At 39.0% G+C, this 18656-nt stretch carries 20 protein-coding genes; 19 read left to right on the top strand and 1 reads right to left on the bottom strand.

The window, feature by feature from the left end; translation table 11 throughout:
* Nucleotides 1–10 precede the first annotated feature (10 nt).
* The 19 genes from ilvB (at nt 11) to Q9306_RS12930 (ending at nt 17379) form a co-directional block, all read left to right on the top strand.
* Nucleotides 11–1705, top strand: a complete 1695-nt coding sequence (gene ilvB, locus Q9306_RS12840) for an acetolactate synthase large subunit (protein ID WP_306198972.1) — start codon at nt 11–13, stop codon at nt 1703–1705.
* Nucleotides 1705–2220: an acetolactate synthase small subunit gene (ilvN, locus tag Q9306_RS12845; protein ID WP_306198974.1), complete on the top strand. Its 516-nt coding sequence runs from the start codon at nt 1705–1707 to the stop codon at nt 2218–2220. Before ilvB ends, ilvN begins: the two co-directional genes overlap by 1 nt.
* A gap of 27 nt (nt 2221–2247) precedes the next feature.
* Complete coding sequence (gene ilvC, locus Q9306_RS12850) at nt 2248–3258, top strand: ketol-acid reductoisomerase (protein ID WP_306198975.1); 1011 nt, start codon at nt 2248–2250, stop codon at nt 3256–3258.
* Between the two features lies 1 nt (nt 3259).
* On the top strand, nt 3260–4783 hold the full coding sequence (locus Q9306_RS12855) for a 2-isopropylmalate synthase (RefSeq protein ID WP_306198977.1): 1524 nt from the start codon (nt 3260–3262) through the stop codon (nt 4781–4783).
* 14 nt (nt 4784–4797) lie between these two features.
* Nucleotides 4798–5862 (top strand): 3-isopropylmalate dehydrogenase, encoded by a 1065-nt coding sequence (leuB, locus tag Q9306_RS12860; RefSeq protein WP_306198979.1) that lies wholly within the window; start codon nt 4798–4800, stop codon nt 5860–5862.
* Nucleotides 5862–7256 carry a 3-isopropylmalate dehydratase large subunit gene (gene leuC, locus Q9306_RS12865; RefSeq protein ID WP_306198981.1) on the top strand — a complete coding sequence of 465 codons (1395 nt, stop codon included), beginning with the start codon at nt 5862–5864 and terminating at the stop codon, nt 7254–7256. Before leuB ends, leuC begins: the two co-directional genes overlap by 1 nt.
* Nucleotides 7234–7812 (top strand): 3-isopropylmalate dehydratase small subunit, encoded by a 579-nt coding sequence (leuD, locus tag Q9306_RS12870; protein WP_306198983.1) that lies wholly within the window; start codon nt 7234–7236, stop codon nt 7810–7812. The genes leuC and leuD overlap by 23 nt, the downstream gene beginning before the upstream one ends.
* 440 nt (nt 7813–8252) lie before the next feature.
* Nucleotides 8253–9515, top strand: coding sequence for an ATP phosphoribosyltransferase regulatory subunit (hisZ, locus tag Q9306_RS12875; protein WP_306198985.1), 1263 nt, complete (start codon nt 8253–8255; stop codon nt 9513–9515).
* Nucleotides 9491–10126, top strand: coding sequence for an ATP phosphoribosyltransferase (gene hisG / locus Q9306_RS12880; RefSeq protein WP_306198987.1), 636 nt, complete (start codon nt 9491–9493; stop codon nt 10124–10126). The genes hisZ and hisG overlap by 25 nt, the downstream gene beginning before the upstream one ends.
* Before the next feature lie 14 nt (nt 10127–10140).
* The gene (gene hisD / locus Q9306_RS12885; RefSeq protein WP_306198989.1) at nt 10141–11433 is read left to right on the top strand and encodes a histidinol dehydrogenase; all 1293 of its coding nucleotides are present in this window, start codon (nt 10141–10143) and stop codon (nt 11431–11433) included.
* Nucleotides 11433–12017, top strand: a complete 585-nt coding sequence (hisB, locus tag Q9306_RS12890) for an imidazoleglycerol-phosphate dehydratase HisB (protein ID WP_306198990.1) — start codon at nt 11433–11435, stop codon at nt 12015–12017. The genes hisD and hisB overlap by 1 nt, the downstream gene beginning before the upstream one ends.
* Before the next feature lies 1 nt (nt 12018).
* Complete coding sequence (gene hisH, locus Q9306_RS12895; protein ID WP_306198993.1) at nt 12019–12624, top strand: imidazole glycerol phosphate synthase subunit HisH; 606 nt, start codon at nt 12019–12021, stop codon at nt 12622–12624.
* Nucleotides 12621–13340 carry a 1-(5-phosphoribosyl)-5-[(5-phosphoribosylamino)methylideneamino]imidazole-4-carboxamide isomerase gene (gene hisA / locus Q9306_RS12900; RefSeq protein WP_306198995.1) on the top strand — a complete coding sequence of 240 codons (720 nt, stop codon included), beginning with the start codon at nt 12621–12623 and terminating at the stop codon, nt 13338–13340. The genes hisH and hisA overlap by 4 nt, the downstream gene beginning before the upstream one ends.
* Nucleotides 13334–14092, top strand: coding sequence for an imidazole glycerol phosphate synthase subunit HisF (gene hisF, locus Q9306_RS12905; protein WP_306198997.1), 759 nt, complete (start codon nt 13334–13336; stop codon nt 14090–14092). The genes hisA and hisF overlap by 7 nt, the downstream gene beginning before the upstream one ends.
* Nucleotides 14089–14394, top strand: a complete 306-nt coding sequence (gene hisI / locus Q9306_RS12910; protein WP_306198999.1) for a phosphoribosyl-AMP cyclohydrolase — start codon at nt 14089–14091, stop codon at nt 14392–14394. Before hisF ends, hisI begins: the two co-directional genes overlap by 4 nt.
* A gap of 12 nt (nt 14395–14406) precedes the next feature.
* On the top strand, nt 14407–14730 hold the full coding sequence (locus Q9306_RS12915) for a phosphoribosyl-ATP diphosphatase (protein WP_306199001.1): 324 nt from the start codon (nt 14407–14409) through the stop codon (nt 14728–14730).
* 12 nt (nt 14731–14742) lie between these two features.
* Nucleotides 14743–15762: a histidinol phosphate phosphatase domain-containing protein gene (locus Q9306_RS12920; RefSeq protein WP_306199003.1), complete on the top strand. Its 1020-nt coding sequence runs from the start codon at nt 14743–14745 to the stop codon at nt 15760–15762.
* Between the two features lie 115 nt (nt 15763–15877).
* Complete coding sequence (locus Q9306_RS12925) at nt 15878–16036, top strand: DUF4025 domain-containing protein (protein WP_306199005.1); 159 nt, start codon at nt 15878–15880, stop codon at nt 16034–16036.
* A gap of 371 nt (nt 16037–16407) precedes the next feature.
* On the top strand, nt 16408–17379 hold the full coding sequence (locus tag Q9306_RS12930; RefSeq protein ID WP_306199006.1) for an NAD(P)-dependent oxidoreductase: 972 nt from the start codon (nt 16408–16410) through the stop codon (nt 17377–17379).
* 37 nt (nt 17380–17416) lie between these two features.
* Here Q9306_RS12930 and pssA read toward each other — a convergent pair whose 3' ends face one another.
* Entirely contained in the window at nt 17417–18121 is a 705-nt protein-coding gene (gene pssA, locus Q9306_RS12935) for a CDP-diacylglycerol--serine O-phosphatidyltransferase (protein ID WP_306199008.1), read from the bottom strand.
* Nucleotides 18122–18656 lie beyond the last annotated feature (535 nt).

Genomic DNA, 18656 nt, shown 5'->3' on the forward strand with positions numbered 1-18656 from the left:
TGTAGAAACGATGTCTTCAAAAACGGAAGAGAAAATGGCAACCGGTGCACAGCTGTTGTTACATGCGCTTAGAAAGGAAAAGGTAGAAGTCATTTTTGGCTATCCAGGAGGAGCTGTTTTGCCGCTATATGATGCACTTTACGATTGTGAAATTCCTCATATTTTAACTCGGCATGAGCAAGGAGCGATCCATGCGGCAGAAGGGTATGCAAGAATTACTGGAAAGCCTGGTGTTGTAATTGCTACAAGCGGGCCGGGAGCGACAAATGTCATTACTGGTTTAGCGGATGCGATGATGGATTCTTTACCGCTCGTCGTGTTTACTGGTCAAGTTGCAACAACGCTCATAGGGAGTGACGCCTTTCAAGAAGCGGATGTTATCGGACTTACGATGCCTGTCACAAAACATAATTATCAAGTGCGAAATGTATCGGATTTACCAAGAATTATAAAAGAAGCATTTCATATTGCTGCAACAGGTAGACCAGGTCCGGTCGTCATTGATCTTCCGAAAAATATGGTTGTAGAAACCGGAGAGCGATGTAGCGATGCTGAGATGGATTTACCTGGATATCAGCCGAATTATCATCCGAATCAATTACAAATTACAAAGCTAATGCAAGCAATTGAAACGGCAAAGAAACCACTTATTTTAGCGGGAGCTGGTGTACTGCATGCGAAAGCGGCAAATGAATTAACCGCATTTGCTCGAATGTATCATCTTCCGGTTGTTCATACATTGCTTGGTCTTGGAGGATTTCCAGCAGATGATCCATTGTTTTTAGGGATGGGGGGCATGCACGGCTCATACACAGCAAATATGGCTTTGTATGAATGTGATTTGTTAATAAATATAGGGGCCCGTTTTGATGATCGTCTGACGGGAAATTTAACGTATTTTGCAAAGGAAGCAACGGTAGCCCATATTGATATTGATCCTGCAGAAATTGGAAAGAACGTTGTGGCGGAAATTCCAATTGTAGCCAGTGCGAAGTATGCTTTAGAAGCGTTGCTAGCGTGTAAAGGAGAGAAACAAAATCATAAAGAATGGCTACGACTTCTGCAAAAAAGAAAGAATCGTTATCCATTTTGTTATGAAGACGATTCACAAATGTTAAAACCGCAAGCTGCAATTCAAATGCTTTATGAAGTTACAAATGGAAATGCCATTATAACGACGGATGTTGGACAGCATCAAATGTGGGCCGCTCAATATTATAAACTAAAACAACCTGATAAGTGGATCACATCTGGAGGTCTTGGAACAATGGGGTTTGGCTTGCCAGCTGCGATAGGGGCGCAAATTGCCGAGCCAAATGAACTCGTTGTAGCAATTGTAGGTGATGCCGGCTTTCAAATGACATTACAAGAATTAAGTGTTTTAAAGGAACATTGCCTTCCTGTGAAAGTGCTTATTTTAAACAATGAAGCACTTGGAATGGTACGGCAATGGCAAGATGAGTTTTATAATCAGCGTTATTCGCATTCAGTACTTTCTTGTCAACCAGATTTTGTCATGTTAGCCCATGCGTATGGAATAAAAGGGATCCGGATTGAACATCTATTAACAGCAAAAGAACAATTAAAAGAGGCGATGAATTTACAAGAACCGGTGCTAATTGACTGCCGCGTTTTACAATCAGAAAAAGTTACGCCTATGGTTGCCCCGGGCAAAGGTGTTCATCAAATGGAGGGGGTGGAATAGTGAAACGGATTGTGACAGCGACAGTTCGGAATCAAAGTGGGGTCTTAAATCGGATTACCGGCGTGATGGCGAGGAGGCAATTTAATATTGAAAGTATTTCAGTAGGCCATACAGAATCGGCCCATATTTCAAGAATGACATTTGTTGTTCATGTTGAAAATGCCCAGCAAGTCGAACAGTTGATTAAACAGCTTCATAAACAAATTGATGTATTAAAAGTATCTGATATTACAGAAGAAGCAATGATTGCAAGAGAACTTGCACTCATTAAAGTGTCTACATCAATTGCTTCAAGATCGGAATTATATAGTTTAATCGAGCCATTTCGCGCTGCTGTTATCGATGTTGGAAAGGATTCCATTGTTGTTCAAGTAACAGGAACGCAAGATAAAGTAGAAGCGCTTATTGAATTGTTACGTCCATATGGTTTAAAAGAAATTGCAAGAACAGGAGTAACGGCTTTTACAAGAAGTATGAAAAAGCAAGATAAACAACAAGTAATGTTAATTAACTAATTTTTAAAATATAGGAGGAGAAAGAAGATGGCAAAAGTTTATTATGAAAAGGATGTAACAGTAAATGTATTAAAAGGAAAGAAAGTAGCAATTGTTGGCTATGGATCTCAAGGTCATGCTCATGCGCAAAATTTACGCGATAACGGTTTTGATGTTGTGGTAGGTCTACGGCAAGGAAAGTCATGGGAAAAGGCGAAAGAAGATGGATTTTCTGTATATAAGGTTGCTGAAGCTACAAAACTAGCAGATGTTGTAATGGTATTGCTTCCAGATGAACAGCAGCCAGAAGTATATGAAACAGAAATTGCACCAAATTTGCAAGAAGGAAATTCACTTGTGTTTGCTCATGGATTTAACGTTCATTTTAATCAAATTACACCACCTGAAGATGTAGATGTATTCCTTGTAGCACCAAAAGGACCGGGGCATCTTGTACGCCGCACATTTGTGGAAGGAGCAGCTGTGCCAGCATTATTTGCAGTTTACCAAGATGCAACAGGAACCGCTTATGAAAAAGCACTATCGTATGCAGATGGAATCGGAGCAACTCGCGCTGGTGTACTCCAAACAACATTTAAAGAAGAAACGGAAACAGATTTATTCGGAGAGCAAGCAGTACTTTGCGGAGGAGCAACTGCTCTTGTGAAAGCAGGTTTTGAAACATTAGTAGAAGCCGGCTATCAACCGGAACTTGCCTATTTTGAATGTTTACATGAACTAAAGCTTATTGTCGATCTGATGTATGAAGGCGGATTAGAAAATATGCGCTACTCGGTTTCGGATACAGCACAGTGGGGGGATTTCGTATCGGGGCCTCGCGTTGTGACAGAGCATACGAAGCAAGCGATGCAAGAAGTGCTAAAAGATATTCAAGATGGAACATTTGCTAGAGGATGGATTGCGGAACATAAAGCAGGAAGACAAAACTTCCATGCAATTAATGAAGAGGAGAATGCGCATCAAATTGAAGTGGTTGGACGGAAATTGCGTGAGATGATGCCGTTTGTAAAGCCGAGAGTGAAAATGGAGGTTAAGTAATATGAAGCAAATTTTGTTCATGGACACAACGCTTCGCGATGGGGAGCAATCACCTGGAGTAAACTTAAATGAACAAGAAAAACTACAAATTGCAAAGCAATTAGAGAGACTTGGCATTCATGTGATGGAAGCGGGGTTTGCATCCGCTTCCGAAGGTGATTTTCGGTCGGTTAAGCAAATTGCTGAAACCATTCAAAATGCTTCTGTTATGAGTCTGGCCCGAGCAAAGGAAAGTGATATTCGTACTGCATATGAAGCGTTAAAAGGAGGTGTATCTCCCCGGTTACATGTCTTTCTCGCAACGAGTGATATTCATATGAAATATAAGCTCCGTATGTCAAAGGAGGAAGTATTAGATACAATTTATCGCTCAGTAAAACTTGGAAAATCATTATTTCCAGCGGTGCAGTTTTCAGCAGAAGATGCAACGCGCACAACCTCTTCTTTTTTAGCGGAAGCTGTAGAAGTGGCGATTCGCGCCGGGGCGGATGTCATTAATATTCCTGATACAGTAGGATATACAAATCCAGAAGAATATTATTCTCTTTTCCGATATTTGCAAGAACATGTTCTATCTTATGAGAAAGCTCTTTTCTCTTGTCATTGTCATGATGATCTTGGCATGGCAGTAGCCAATTCATTAGCGGCAATTGAAGGCGGTGCACTTCAAGTAGAAGGAACGATTAATGGCATTGGAGAACGTGCTGGTAATGCTGCTCTCGAAGAAGTTGCAGTTGCACTTCATATTCGAAATGATTATTACGGGGCGTCATCTTCCATACAATTAAAAGAAATTAAAAGGGCGAGTACACTTGTAAGTCGATTAACGGGAATGGTTGTTCCAAAAAATAAAGCAATTGTTGGTGCCAATGCGTTTGCCCATGAATCTGGTATTCATCAAGATGGAGTTTTAAAGGAAGCATCTACTTACGAGATTATTTCACCTTCTCTTGTAGGAGAAGAACGAAATCAATTTGTACTTGGGAAACACTCTGGACGACATGCTTTTACAGAGAAGATGAAAGAGTTAGGATATGATTTTACAGAAGAAGAGAGGGATTTAGCATTTCGTGCATTTAAACGGTTAGCGGATCGAAAGAAAGAAATTACAGAAGAAGATCTGCGAGCGCTTGTTTTAGGAGAAACTACATTTGCTAAGCAACAGTACGATATTAAACAGTTGCAAGTTCATTTTGTATCGAACAGCATTCAAAGTGCAACCGTCTGCTTAGAAGATAGTGAAGGGAATGAGCTAGAGGATGCGGCGACTGGAGCTGGTAGTATTGAAGCTATTTATAATGCAATTCAAAGAATTCTTCATTTACGATGTGAGCTTGCTGACTATCGTATTCAATCCATTACGCAAGGACAAGATGCGTTAGCCCATGTTCATGTTGAATTGAAAGAAGATGGGCATCAAATTTCTGGTTTTGGCGTAGCGCAAGATGTACTGGAAGCTTCGGCCCGTGCTTACGTATATGCAGCCGGGAAATTAAAAGCATTGCGATCACTTACAAAATCGTAAAGGAGTGCTTGAAGATGGAAAAACGAATTGTATGTTTAGCTGGTGATGGTGTTGGCCCGGAAATTATGACGAGTGCCAAGCAAGTACTAGAGATGGTAGAAAGATTATATGGTCATCAGTTTTATCTGCAAGATGAATTATTTGGAGGAGCGGCAATCGATGCATTGGGTCAGCCGCTTCCGTCCCGCACATTAACAGCATGCTTAGCAAGTGACGCGGTATTATTAGGTGCAGTTGGAGGACCATATTGGGATCATGCGAAAGAACGTCCTGAACAAGGGCTTCTAACTCTGCGAAAAGGCTTAGGTGTATTCGCGAATGTTCGCCCAGTTTCTGTAGAAGAAGCAACAGCGCACTTATCACCGTTAAAAGCAGCGGAGCAAGTTGATTTTGTTGTCGTTCGGGAATTAACAGGTGGCATCTATTTTTCGTTTCCGAAAGAGCGGACAGAAGAAGTGGCAACAGACACACTTACTTATCATCGACGTGAAGTAGAACGAATTGTTTCCTATGCATTTCAATTAGCGAAAAAACGTCGTAAAAAAGTAACTTCTATTGATAAGGCGAATGTTTTAGAATCTAGTAAACTGTGGAGACAAGTTACAGAAGAAGTAGCAGCTCGTCATCCTGAGGTAGAGCTAGAACATTTATTAGTAGATGCTGCTGCAATGGAACTCATTCGTAACCCAAGGCGATTTGATGTGATCGTTACAGAAAATTTATTTGGTGATATTTTAAGTGATGAAGCATCTGTATTAGCAGGTTCATTAGGCATGTTACCGTCTGCAAGTCATGCGGAGAATGGCCCATCTCTTTATGAGCCAATTCATGGATCAGCGCCAGATATTGCTGGGAAAAATAAAGTGAATCCAATCGCTATGCTTCGCTCAGTCGCAATGATGCTTGGGCAATCATTTGGATTAAGAAAAGAAGGAGAAGCAATTGAAGAAGCTATTTCTACAGTACTTCGTTCTGGAAAATGTACTGCAGATTTAGGCGGGAATGAAACGACAACTTCGTTTACAAAGTATGTATTACAGGCGATGGAAGAGCAGGCACTAGTGGGGAGATGGCGATAATGGGAAAGACACTATTTGATAAACTATGGGAACGGCATATTGTAGCAACAGATGAGAATGGACTGGATTTATTATATATTGACCTTCATCTCGTTCATGAAGTAACATCACCGCAAGCCTTTGAGGGCTTGCGGCTTGCAAATCGAACTGTACGGCGTCCAGATTTAACGTTTGCGACAATGGATCATAATGTCCCGACAAAGGATGTATGGAACATTACAGATGAAATCGCAAAACAACAGATGGATACGCTTCGTCATAATTGCGAACAATTCCATGTACAATTAGCGGATATGGGAGATGAAGGGCAAGGAATTGTGCATGTGATTGGGCCGGAACTTGGATTAACACAACCGGGAAAAACGATTGTGTGCGGCGATAGTCATACAGCGACACATGGAGCGTTTGGAGCGCTGGCGTTCGGGATTGGTACGAGCGAGGTTGAACATGTATTAGCGACTCAAACTTTGTGGCAGCGAAAGCCGAAAGCGATGGGAGTAGAATTAAAAGGAACGCTGCCAAATGGTGTATATGCAAAAGATATTATTTTACATTTACTTGCTACATATGGTGTGTCTATTGGGACAGGACATGTAATAGAGTTCTATGGAGACGCTGTAGAAGAAATGACAATGGAAGAGCGAATGACGCTTTGTAATATGGCGATTGAGGGAGGAGCAAAAGCAGGCATGATTGCTCCGGATGAAACGACGTTTACTTATGTAAGAGAGCGCCAATATGCACCGAAAGAATTTGAACAAGCAGTGGAAAACTGGCGTGAATTATACACGGATGAAGATGCAGTGTATGACGCAGTCTTTACAATTGATGTGTCAAATTTGGCGCCGTATGTAACATGGGGTACCAATCCAGGAATGGGCCTTCGCATTGACGAGGTACTTCCGGCACCGAATGATAAAAACGATGAACGTGCCTATGCATATATGGGCCTTCAACCAGGACAACGTGTAACGGATATTCCAATTCAACACGTGTTTATCGGTTCTTGTACAAATTCCCGTTTGTCTGATTTAGAAATTGCTGCTGTGGTTGTAAGGGGGAGGAAGGTAAAAACGGGCGTGCGAGCTCTTGTTGTCCCAGGATCAAAACAAGTGAGAGATGCAGCAATGAAAAAAGGATTACACCTTATTTTTGAAGAAGCGGGATTTGAATGGCGAGAACCTGGATGTTCAATGTGTCTTGGCATGAATCCAGATCAAGTGCCAGAAGGTGAACATTGTGCTTCTACTTCAAACCGGAATTTTGAAGGAAGGCAAGGAAAAGGAGCAAGAACACATCTCGTTAGCCCAGCTATGGCTGCAGCCGCAGCAATTCATGGTTCTTTTGTTGATGTGAGAAAGGAGAACTACGATGAAGCCATTTCATATTCATAAAGGGAAAATTGCGGTGTTGATGCATGATAATATTGATACCGATCAAATCATTCCAAAGCAGTATTTAAAACGGATTGAAAGGACAGGGTTTGGAGAGTTTCTGTTTGATGAATGGCGTTATTTAGATAACCGTCAAGAAAACCTTGCATTTCCGCTGAACGCTCCTGAGCGAAAAGGAGCTACGATTTTAATTACAGGAGAAAACTTCGGTTGCGGATCTTCTAGAGAACATGCCCCGTGGGCGCTTGCAGATTACGGATTTCGGGTTATTATTTCGGGAAGTTTTGCGGATATTTTTTATATGAATTGTACAAAAAATGGAATTCTTCCGATTGTAATGGAAAAGGACATTCGTAAGCAACTTGCATCTATAGCTCCGCAGACAATGATAGAAATAGATTTAGAGAATGAAGTAATAATAACTCCTGAGAATCGTTTTTCTTTTTCTATTGAACGCATGTGGAAAGAAAAGTTGCTGAGCGGTTTAGATGATATTGGGGTTACACTTCAGTATGAGAATGCGATTACTGAATATGAAATGAAAATATGTCGTTAATGGATAGAATTACAAAATGAATGCCACATTTTGTTGGAAGTTAAAAGAAAATTATTTACTTTCAGTTTAATTGGTAGTATACTGACCTAAAATTAAGAGGAGAAAGGGAGTAATGACAATGTTTACTTTCCAATCAGTCATTTTATTTACACAACATCATCATACGTAAACCCTTGAACCTAGCGTGAAAAAACGTGTAGGTACAAGGGTTATTCCTGTTGTACCTACATTCTCCAAAGAGCTATGTAGGTATTTTTATCTACATAGCTCTTTTTTCGTTTTCTAAGCGCTAAGTTATGGATGTATGAGTTATGGTGAAGATGAAACCGCTAGTGAGCGAAGTTCAAGAAATGAAAAAGGGACATATAAGAGAATCATGTTCAATATGTTATCTTTGTAGATTTTTTAAATACATGTGTTAAGAAAGTGGAGGTGTGATGATGAAAAAATGGAAACGAGCCAATCCAAACGGAACGAGAGATTTTCTGTTTCAAGAATGTACATTAATGGAGGAGACTGAACAAAGGTTAAGGCGTACATTTATTGAGAGGGGATACGAAGAAATACGGACACCTATGATCGAATTTTATGATGTATTTGCGTTTCAAAATCGTCCGATTGACGAGGAGAAGATGTATAAGTTTTTTGATTCTGAGGGACGCATCCTCGTTCTTAGACCTGATATGACAATCCCGCTGGCACGTGTAATTGGAACAAAAAGAATGGAAGCTCCTTTGAAATTAACCTATAGTGGAAATGTTTTTAGGGCAAATGAATCTTTAACAGGAAAATATAACGAAATGACACAAACTGGAATTGAGATTATCGGCATCGATAATATACGTGCTGAAATCGAGTGTATTGTAAGCACAATTGTCGCCTTGCAATCAGTAGGTATTCAATCATTTAAAATTGAAATTGGTCAAGTGGAACTGTATAAGTCCATTGTGAAAAAGTTGTCTTTACGAGAAGAAGATGAATATACATTGCGAGAATGTATTGAGAGTAAAAATTATGCTGCTTTGTCTCAGTTTCTCCAAGAACAGCAATTAGATATGCAAGATGAAACGGTGCAATTATTACAAAAGTTACCTCGTTTATTTGGTGGATTAGAAGTGGTTGAAGAAGCTGAGAAACTTGCTGTCAGTCAAGAGATGCAGCGAGCCATTACACGGATCAAAGATATATATGAAAACATGGAACGTCTTGGGTATGGTGGGTATATTTCGATTGATCTGGGGATGATTCAACATCTTCATTATTATACGGGTGTGATCTTTCGTGGATATATAAGTGATATTGGAGAAGAGATTGTCAGTGGCGGGAGATATGATGAACTTATTGGGAATTTTGGAGGGTCTTTATCTGCAGTAGGATTAGCGATACAAGTAAATCAAATTGTTCGGACTTTACAAGAACGGAAGGAAACACCATATCAAAAACAAATCGACGCTCTCATATATTACTCATTAGATGTGATTTCAGAAGCAGAGAAATTACGTACTTTATTTAGGAAAGATGGTGTGAAAGCAGAACTATCCATGTTAGACAATTTACAAGATACTTTTCAATTTGCAAGAAAACTCGATGTAAAAACGGTAATTGATGTATCAGGAGATACGTTAACTCAGTATGTATGGAAAGGGAAATGGATTATGCGGAAAAAAGGAGAATCCTCATGCGTAACATTCAAATTGCGTTAACAAAAGGAAGGTTAGAAAAACATGTAATTCCCCTATTTGAACGAATTGGTATTGATTGTTCGGAGCTAAAAGATAAAGGAAGGAAGCTCGTCTTTCAAAGTAAGAACGCAAACATTTCATTTATTCTTGTAAAGGCAGTTGATGTCGTAACATATGTCGAGCATGGTATAGCTGATATTGGTATTGTTGGGAAAGATATTTTACTTGAATATGAGAATGATATATATGAAATGATTGACTTAGGAGTAGGCTGTTGTAAAGTTTGTGTTGCTTCCACTTTGTCTTATAATCCAAATGGTTATAACAAAAAAAGGATTGCAACTAAATATCCGAATATTACTTCTGCATACTTTCGTAAGAAGGGAGAAGATGTAGAGATTATTAAAATAGAAGGTTCTGTTGAGATTGCTCCTTTATTAGGATTAGCAGATGCAATCGTCGATATTGTAGAAACAGGACAAACGTTGAAAGAAAACGGCTTAGTCGTATTCGAAGAAATTTGCGGCATTTCAGCACGTTTCATTGTAAATAAAGCATCTTTAAAAATGAAAAAAGACGAAATATTCAATATTATAAATAAAATAGAGAATGTTGTAGCAGAAAAGAAGTAAAGGGGGAAGGAAAGATGGACGTTATATATGAGGAGTATTCTACTATTTTATGTAAAGTGAAACAGCTTCGCGAACAAGCAAATACAGTAGAAGTAACGATTCAACAAGATGTGAAGGAAATTGTTACAAATGTAAAGGAAAAGAAAGATGAAGCGCTTTTTTCGTATACAAAGGCTTTTGACGGAGTAGAGTTGGCTCAATTTCAAGTTTCAGAAGAAGAATTGGAAATCGCATATAGACGTGTCGACTCAGCATTTTTAGCAGCATTGCAAGAAGCAAAAAAGAATATCATTTCATATCACGAAAAGCAAAAAAGACAGGCATTTATTGATACAGAGGAAGAAGGGATAATTCGAGGTCAAGTTGTTAGGCCGCTACAAACCGTTGGCGTGTATGTACCAGGGGGAACGGCAGCATATCCATCATCGGTTCTAATGAATGTTTTGCCAGCAAAAATTGCGGGCGTCAATAAAATTGTCATGGTAACACCGCCAAACCGTGAAGGAGTAGACCCTCATATTTTAGCAGCCGCAAAAGTTGCTGGGGTTGATGAGGTGTATACGGCGGGAGGAGCGCAAGCAATTGCTGCGTTAGCATACGGAACGGAATCGATTCCGCGTGTTGATAAGATTGTCGGACCAGGAAATATATATGTTGCATTAGCGAAACGTGAAGTATTTGGTTCCGTTCATATCGATATGATTGCTGGTCCTTCTGAAATTGTTGTTATTGCTGATGAAACGGGAAATGCGGCATATATTGCGGCTGATTTATTATCACAAGCAGAGCATGATAGACGAGCAACTGCTATTTGCATCACAACTTGTTTGGAATTAGCACAGGAAGTGAATAGGGAAATAGAAAAACAATTGATGAACCTACCGAGAAGTGAAATAGCTCGTGAATCCATTAATAGAAACGGAGCAATTCTTGTTGTAGAATCGCTGGAGCAAGCATTTCATCTCTCGAATGAAATCGCGCCGGAACATTTAGAACTGCATATAAAGGAACCAATGACAGCTCTTTCGTCAATTCAACATGCAGGCTCTATATTTTTAGGTCCATATGCGCCGGAGCCGTTAGGTGACTATATGGCAGGTCCGAATCATGTGTTACCAACGAGCGGAACAGCAAGATTCTTTTCCCCATTATCTGTTGATGATTTTATGAAAAAATCGAGCTTTTTATTTTATACAAAAGAGGCTCTTGGAAAGGTGCAACATCATATTGTCAATTTAGCGGAAAAAGAAGGGTTACAAGCCCATGCAAGAGCAATTGAGATTCGTTTTAAGGGAGGAGAAAAGTGATGCGCGCTGCAAAACAAACGAGAAGTACAACAGAAACAAAAATTTCAGTAGCACTGCAATTAGATGGGAATCAAGAAATTTCAATTCAAACAGGAGTTGGTTTTTTTGATCATATGCTGACTTTATTTGCAAAGCATGGTCGTTTCGGATTGCAAATTGAAGCCGATGGTGATGTATATATTGATGCTCATCATACAGTAGAAGATGTTGGAATTGTTCTGGGGAATTGTTTAAAAGAAGCACTTGGTGATAAAGCGGGAATTAACCGTTACGGTACAGCTTATGTACCAATGGACGAAGCATTAGGGTTTGTTACGGTTGATATAAGCGGAAGGTCGCATCTGGTATTTGATGGTGAATTTGCAAATCCCAAACTTGGTGACTTTGATACAGAGCTAACAGAAGAATTTTTTCGGGCAGTTGCTCATGCGGCGAACATCACATTACATGTACGTGTTTTATATGGAAGCAACACGCATCACAAAATTGAAGCGCTCTTTAAAGCATTTGGACGTGCACTCTGTGAGGCTACTGAGAAAAATGAAAAAATTGCCGGGGTAAATTCTACGAAAGGACTGTTGTAATTTGATTGCAATTGTAGATTATGGAATGGGCAATATTCGAAGTGTCGAGCAAGCATTAAAGCATATTGGTGCAACGTATGTTGTAACAGATGAAGCAGAAAGAATTGTAAATAGCAATGGTGTTATTTTGCCAGGAGTTGGTGCATTTCCAAGAGCGATGCGCTGTTTACAAGAAAAAGGACTTATTTCTGTTATACAAAAGGTTGCTCAAACAGGAAAACCGCTTTTAGGAATTTGTTTAGGCATGCAGCTTTTGTTTGAAGAAAGTGAAGAGATTGAGAGAACGAAAGGGTTAGGTTTGCTGCCAGGAAGAGTAAGGAAATTAAATGTGCCGTATAAAATTCCCCATATGGGATGGAATCAGCTGCAAAAGAAAATGGAACATCCTTTATGGAATGAAATAGAGGAAGAGCCCTTTGTTTATTATGTTCATTCTTATTATGTACAATGTCCAATTGAAGTTGTAGTTGGTGGGAGTGAGTACGGTAATTTTGTACCAGGGCTTGTTGCAAAAGAAAATGTATTCGGAGCTCAGTTTCACCCTGAAAAAAGTGGAGAAATAGGAATTCAAATGTTACGAAATTTTAAGGAGGTTATCGAGTCATGAAGGTCTTCCCAGCTATTGATTTGAAAAATGGGCGTTGCGTTCGTTTATATCAAGGGAAATTTCAACAAGAAACAGTAATGAATGAAAACCCTGTTGCTCAGGCGTTGTTATTTGAACAACTAGGTGCACGTGCATTGCACCTTGTCGATTTAGACGGCGCAGTTGCTGGTCGTTCAGAGAACTTTTCTGTCATTGAAGACATTTGCAAAGCAGTGCGCATTCCAGTGCAAGTTGGAGGAGGGATTCGTTCGCTTGCTGGGATCGAAACACTTTTATCAGTTGGAGTGATGAAAGTAATTCTTGGAACGGCGGCATTGAATGATCGCACATTTTTAGAAGAGGCAGTTCGTTTATACGGCGACAAAATTATCGTTGGAATTGATGCGAAAAATGGATATGTAGCAACGCGAGGATGGCTAGATATATCTGAAACGTCATATGTACAATTAGCAAAGGAAATGGAGGAAGTAGGTGTACAGACACTTGTTTTTACTGACATTTCTAAAGATGGAACACTCGCCGGTCCAAATTTCGAACAATTACAAAAATTAAAAGATGAGATTTCACTTCAAATTGTTGCTTCTGGTGGTGTGAGTTCTCTTGCTGACGTTGAGAAGTTACAGAATATGAACTTGTACGGCGTGATTATAGGGAAAGCACTATATGATAAAAAAGTTATGTTAGAAGAAGCATTGCAGGTGACAGGAGCATGTTAACGAAGCGAATTATTCCGTGTTTAGATGTGAAAAATGGTCGCGTTGTAAAAGGAGTAAATTTTGTAGGATTGCAAGATGTTGGAGATCCTGTTGCAATCGCTGCTGCATACAACGAAGCGGGTGCGGATGAACTTGTGTTTTTAGATATAACAGCAACACACGAAGATAGGAAAACAATGATTGATGTCGTAGAGCGTACAGCAAATCAAGTATTTATTCCTCTTACAGTAGGAGGCGGGATTTCCACTGTTCAAGATATGTATGGATTACTTCGGGCAGGTGCAGATAAAGTTTCATTAAACTCAGCGGCAGTGAAAAGGCCAGCATTAATTGAAGAAGGTGCAGAGCAATTTGGTTCTCAATGTATAGTTGCTGCAATTGATGCGAAGAAGAGTGGAGAAAACAAATGGAATGTATATGTAAATGGCGGCCGCATTGATACAGGAATGGATGTAGTCGAATGGGCAAAGCGCGTGGAACGCCTAGGGGCTGGTGAATTACTGTTAACGAGCATGGATGCTGATGGAACAAAAGATGGCTATGATTTATTGTTAACAGAAACAGTTTCAAAAGCGGTTGGTATTCCGGTGATTGCTTCGGGGGGATGTGGATCCATTGAACATATTGCAGAGGTTTTTCAGCGAACATCGGCAAATGCCGCGTTAGCAGCTTCCATTTTTCATTACGGCGAGGCAACGATTCAAGAAACGAAACAAAAGTTGCAAAAAGAACAAATTGAGGTGAGATTGTGAAACCAGATTTTTCAAAAGGATTATTGCCAGCTGTTGTGATTGAAGAGGGTACAAAAGACGTTTTGATGTTAGCTTATATGAATGAAGAAGCGTATGAGAAAACAGTAGAGACAAAAACGACGTGGTTTTATTCGCGCTCACGAAGAGGTTTGTGGAATAAGGGAGAAACTTCAGGGCATTTTCAGTATGTTAAATCATTATATTTAGATTGCGATCAAGATGCGATTATGGTAGTTGTCCAGCAGATAGGTGTAGCTTGTCATACAGGAGAAAAATCATGTTTTCATAATAAGGTGCTATAAGGGGGCAAGAAAATGAACGATGTGTTGCAACAGTTGTATGAAACGATTGAGCAGAGAAAAGATAATCTTGTTTCTGAGTCATATACAAATTACTTATTTACAAAAGGAGAAGATAAAATATTAAAGAAGTTAGGGGAAGAATGTACGGAAGTTATCATTGCAGCGAAAAATAATACAAAAGACGAGTTGATAAAAGAAGTTGCGGATCTTACGTATCATTGCTTAGTGTTACTCGTAGAAAAAAATGTCTCGTTACAAGAAATAACAAAAGAATTACAAAAGCGGCAAGGTCAATTATCAAAAGTGGGCGAACGAAAAGACATTGATGCCTTATAGGAGGGGAGAAACATGAAAGTAGATTATCACCTTCATTTAGAAGAAGGACCGTATTCTATGCGGTGGTTATCTCGTACAAATGAAGCGCTCGAGTATTTTACACCGATTGAGGAAGAGAAACATTCAATGGAATGGATATTGAAAGCTGGGGAACGTTTGCAAAAGCGTGTAAAGGAAGGCGCATTTTCACAGGAGTGGATTGATTTATATTTAGAGGAAGCAGTGCAGAAAGGAATACGAGAAGTTGGAATAGTTGACCACTTATATCGTTTTTGCGAAGCTAAGGAATACTATGAGCGCTATGTCGATATTCGTAATACAGAATTAGGACAGCTGCAAAAAGAATGGCTAGATCAAGTTAGGGTAGAATCGATTACAAACTTTACAATGGCAATTGAAGAGGCGAAAGAAAGATGGAGCAAACGAGGCGTGACATTACGGCTTGGGATAGAGGCAGATTATTTCATAGGCGGGGAAGAAGAACTAGCGAAACTATTAACGTTAGGAAATTGGGATTATGTAATAGGTTCTGTTCATTTTATTAATGGATGGGGATTTGATAATCCAGATACAGATAATTATTTTAGACAGCATGATTTGCATGCGTTATATGAGACATTTTTTCAAACGTTAGAAAAAGCAATACGTTCTGGCTTATTTGATATTGTTGCACATTTAGATAATATAAAAGTGTTTAATTATCGCATAGATGAAAATGAGCAATTACCATATTACGAAAAAATTGCGAAAGCGTTAATTGAAACGAATACAGCTACGGAAGTGAATGCTGGATTATATTATCGATATCCTGTAAGGGAAATGTGCCCGAGTCCTTTATTTTTACAGCGTTTAGTCCATCATGGTGTTCCGATTACCATCTCGTCAGATGCACATTTTCCGAATGATTTAGGAAGTTACGTACAAGAAAATATAGAATCGCTTCGTAATCACGGTGTGACGCATATTGCAACATTTGCAAAAAGAATTCGAAGCATGAAACCCCTCGAATATGTAAAAGAGAATGTTTTATGATAAAGTGAAACTTTCATCAGAAGTGAAGGCTTTATTCCTTACTGCTCGCGAATAGCAGGATGAAAACCTCCTTCTTTGTTTACACTAACGTTGAATAAAAAAGGAGGTTTTTCTTATGGCAAAACAACAATATAAAGATACTGGGAAGTTAACAAATCAGAGCAATGCCATACAAAAAGATCAGTCAGAGCAATCGGTTATACAAGAACAAATTAGTGATACAGTAGCAGAAGGAACAATTGATGTGAAGCTGGGACAAGGAAGAGATAAATAAAGTGAAACAAACTTCTATATAAATACAAATTAGACCTAAAAGCCCTATTTCTTTTTAGGTGGGAGAGAGCATCTGGCCATGCATAGAAGCGGTCAGGGCCTTTTTCTGCCACATGCAAGGTTTATAACAAAAGAAGGAAGCAAGTCGCGGCCATGTTAAATTCTGCATAGCAGCGACTTAAATGTCAAAAATTAAAATGAATATATAGTAGTGAGGGGCTGAATAGATTCAGCCTTTTTTTCACGATTTTGTAAAAAAGAGTGATTAGATTAATGATAATGTGATCAAATTCCTTGTCTTTTTTCGGCGGAATTTTTTACAATAATATTGAATGAGCATATTTTTATGTGAAAAAGAAAGGATGCTTAAACATGGCGAAAATTTTAATAGCAGGAAAAATTCCAGAAATCGGACTACAGTTGTTACGAGATTACGATGTGGAAATGTATGATAAAGAAGAATTGATTGGCACAGAAGAGCTAGTAGCACGTGTAAAAGATAAAGATGCATTATTAAGCTTACTTTCAACAAAAGTTCCGAAAGAAGTCATCGATGCAGCACCGCATTTAAAAATTATTGCAAACTACGGAGCTGGATATGACAATATTGATTATAAATATGCAGCGGAAAAGGATATAGTGGTCACGAACACACCTAAAGTTTCTACAGAGGCAACAGCAGAGCTAACATTTGCACTTCTGTTAGCGGCAGCGCGCCGTATTCCAGAAGGAGATACACTATGTCGTACAGTTGGTTTTAATGGCTGGGCACCGCTCTTTTTCTTAGGGCGTGAAGTATACGGGAAAACGATTGGAATTATTGGTCTTGGAGAAATTGGAAAGGCAGTAGCCAAGCGAGCGAAAGCATTTGGGATGAACATTGTGTATACAGGACCAAGTCGTAAATATGAGTCGGAGCAAGAATTAGGGGCAACATATGTAACGCTAGAAGAACTATTACAAACAGCGGATTTTGTTACGATTAACTGTGCGTATAATCCGAAGTTGCATCACATGATTGCTGAAGAACAGTTTAGACTAATGAAAAAAACGGCTTATATTATTAATGCGGCACGTGGGCCAATTATGAACGAATCCGCGCTTGCTCATGCTTTAGAAACAAAGGAAATTGAAGGAGCAGCGCTGGATGTCTTTGAATTTGAACCGAAAATTACAGAGAGATTGAAAGAATTAACAAATGTTGTGCTAACACCGCATATTGGAAACGCAACGATTGAGACACGCGATGCAATGGCAGAAATGGCAGTACGCAATATTTTAGCAGTATTAGAAGGAAATGAACCGTTAACGCCAGTGTATAAAAAAGAACTTGTGACGAAATGAAAAAGAAACCTTCCTTATGATTAGGAAGGTTTCTTTATTATTCTTTGTTTGCTCGTTTTTTTTGTGTTGGACGTTGTCTCAGAAATTGTGACAGCATATACAAAATATAAAGCGGAATAGCGATGAATAAAAACACTGAAATATTACCGTAGCTTGTTTTATACAGCGTATAAATGACTCCAATTAAAAAGAGTGTCACGATAATACTATATTTTGGAATTGGTACATCTTTCATGCTTGGAATACGAATACGACTAACCATAAGGAAAGCGAATGTCACGAATACTGTAATGAGTACGATTTTTGGAATCGTATGTGAAAATAAAGTAAGGAAGGCAACAAGGCCACCTGCAGCTGTAATTGGTACACCAGTAAAATATTTCATAGATGTTGATGATGGTGTTACATTGAAGCGAGCTAATCTGTATGCTCCAAATAGAGGGAAAAGTCCTGCTATGTATAATCCGATAATACCGTAATTAGAGAAGGATGTGTAATACATCAATACTGCGGGTGCAGCACCAAATGTAACTACGTCTGCTAATGAATCAAGTTCTTTTCCGAGCTGTGAATCGACGCGAAGTAGGCGTGCAATTCTTCCATCGAGGCTATCTAGCATCATTCCGATTAAAACTAAAATTGCCGCTGATTTGTAGTATCCTAATGAAGCGTAGCCGATAGATAGAAATCCACTATATAAATTTCCGAGCGTAAATAAGTTTGGAATGGCTGCTCTGTACAAAATCTGATCCCTTGCTTTCTTTTATAGATTCTTGATTAGTTTATGAAAGTTTATCTTTTTTATCATAACATAAATTTCCTATGCTCGTCGAAAAAAATCTTCATTTTGAGAAAGATTTTAGCGTATTTTTTCTTTGTTGTAAGTTTGAAAGCAATAACTGTAATCGATGTATAATTTGTTTCTGATAAGCAAGCTTTAAGCCAAGCGCCTTCCTCTAAAAGTGTAAAAGATTTTGTATGTTTTAATGGAGAAAATATTGTATGCTGTTACAATGTATAAAGCATACAATACAATTAGTTTATTTAAGAAAATTTGTTTAATTTAAAGCGTATCATATTATATGTATGAATCCATTTTAATTTTTCGTCATATAAGTCGCTACTATGCGGAATAAAAATGCCATGCACTCGCTTTCTCTTTGTGTTTTAAACCTCGTATGTGGCAGGAAAAGGAACTGACCGCTGCTTTGCGCGGCCAGATGCTCTTGTCCCTCCTAAAAACATCCATGATTTTGCACTCACATCCCTTACATGAA

It is taken from the genome of Bacillus multifaciens, assembly GCF_030756675.1.
Taxonomy (GTDB): Bacteria; Bacillota; Bacilli; order Bacillales; family Bacillaceae_G; genus Bacillus_A; species Bacillus_A multifaciens.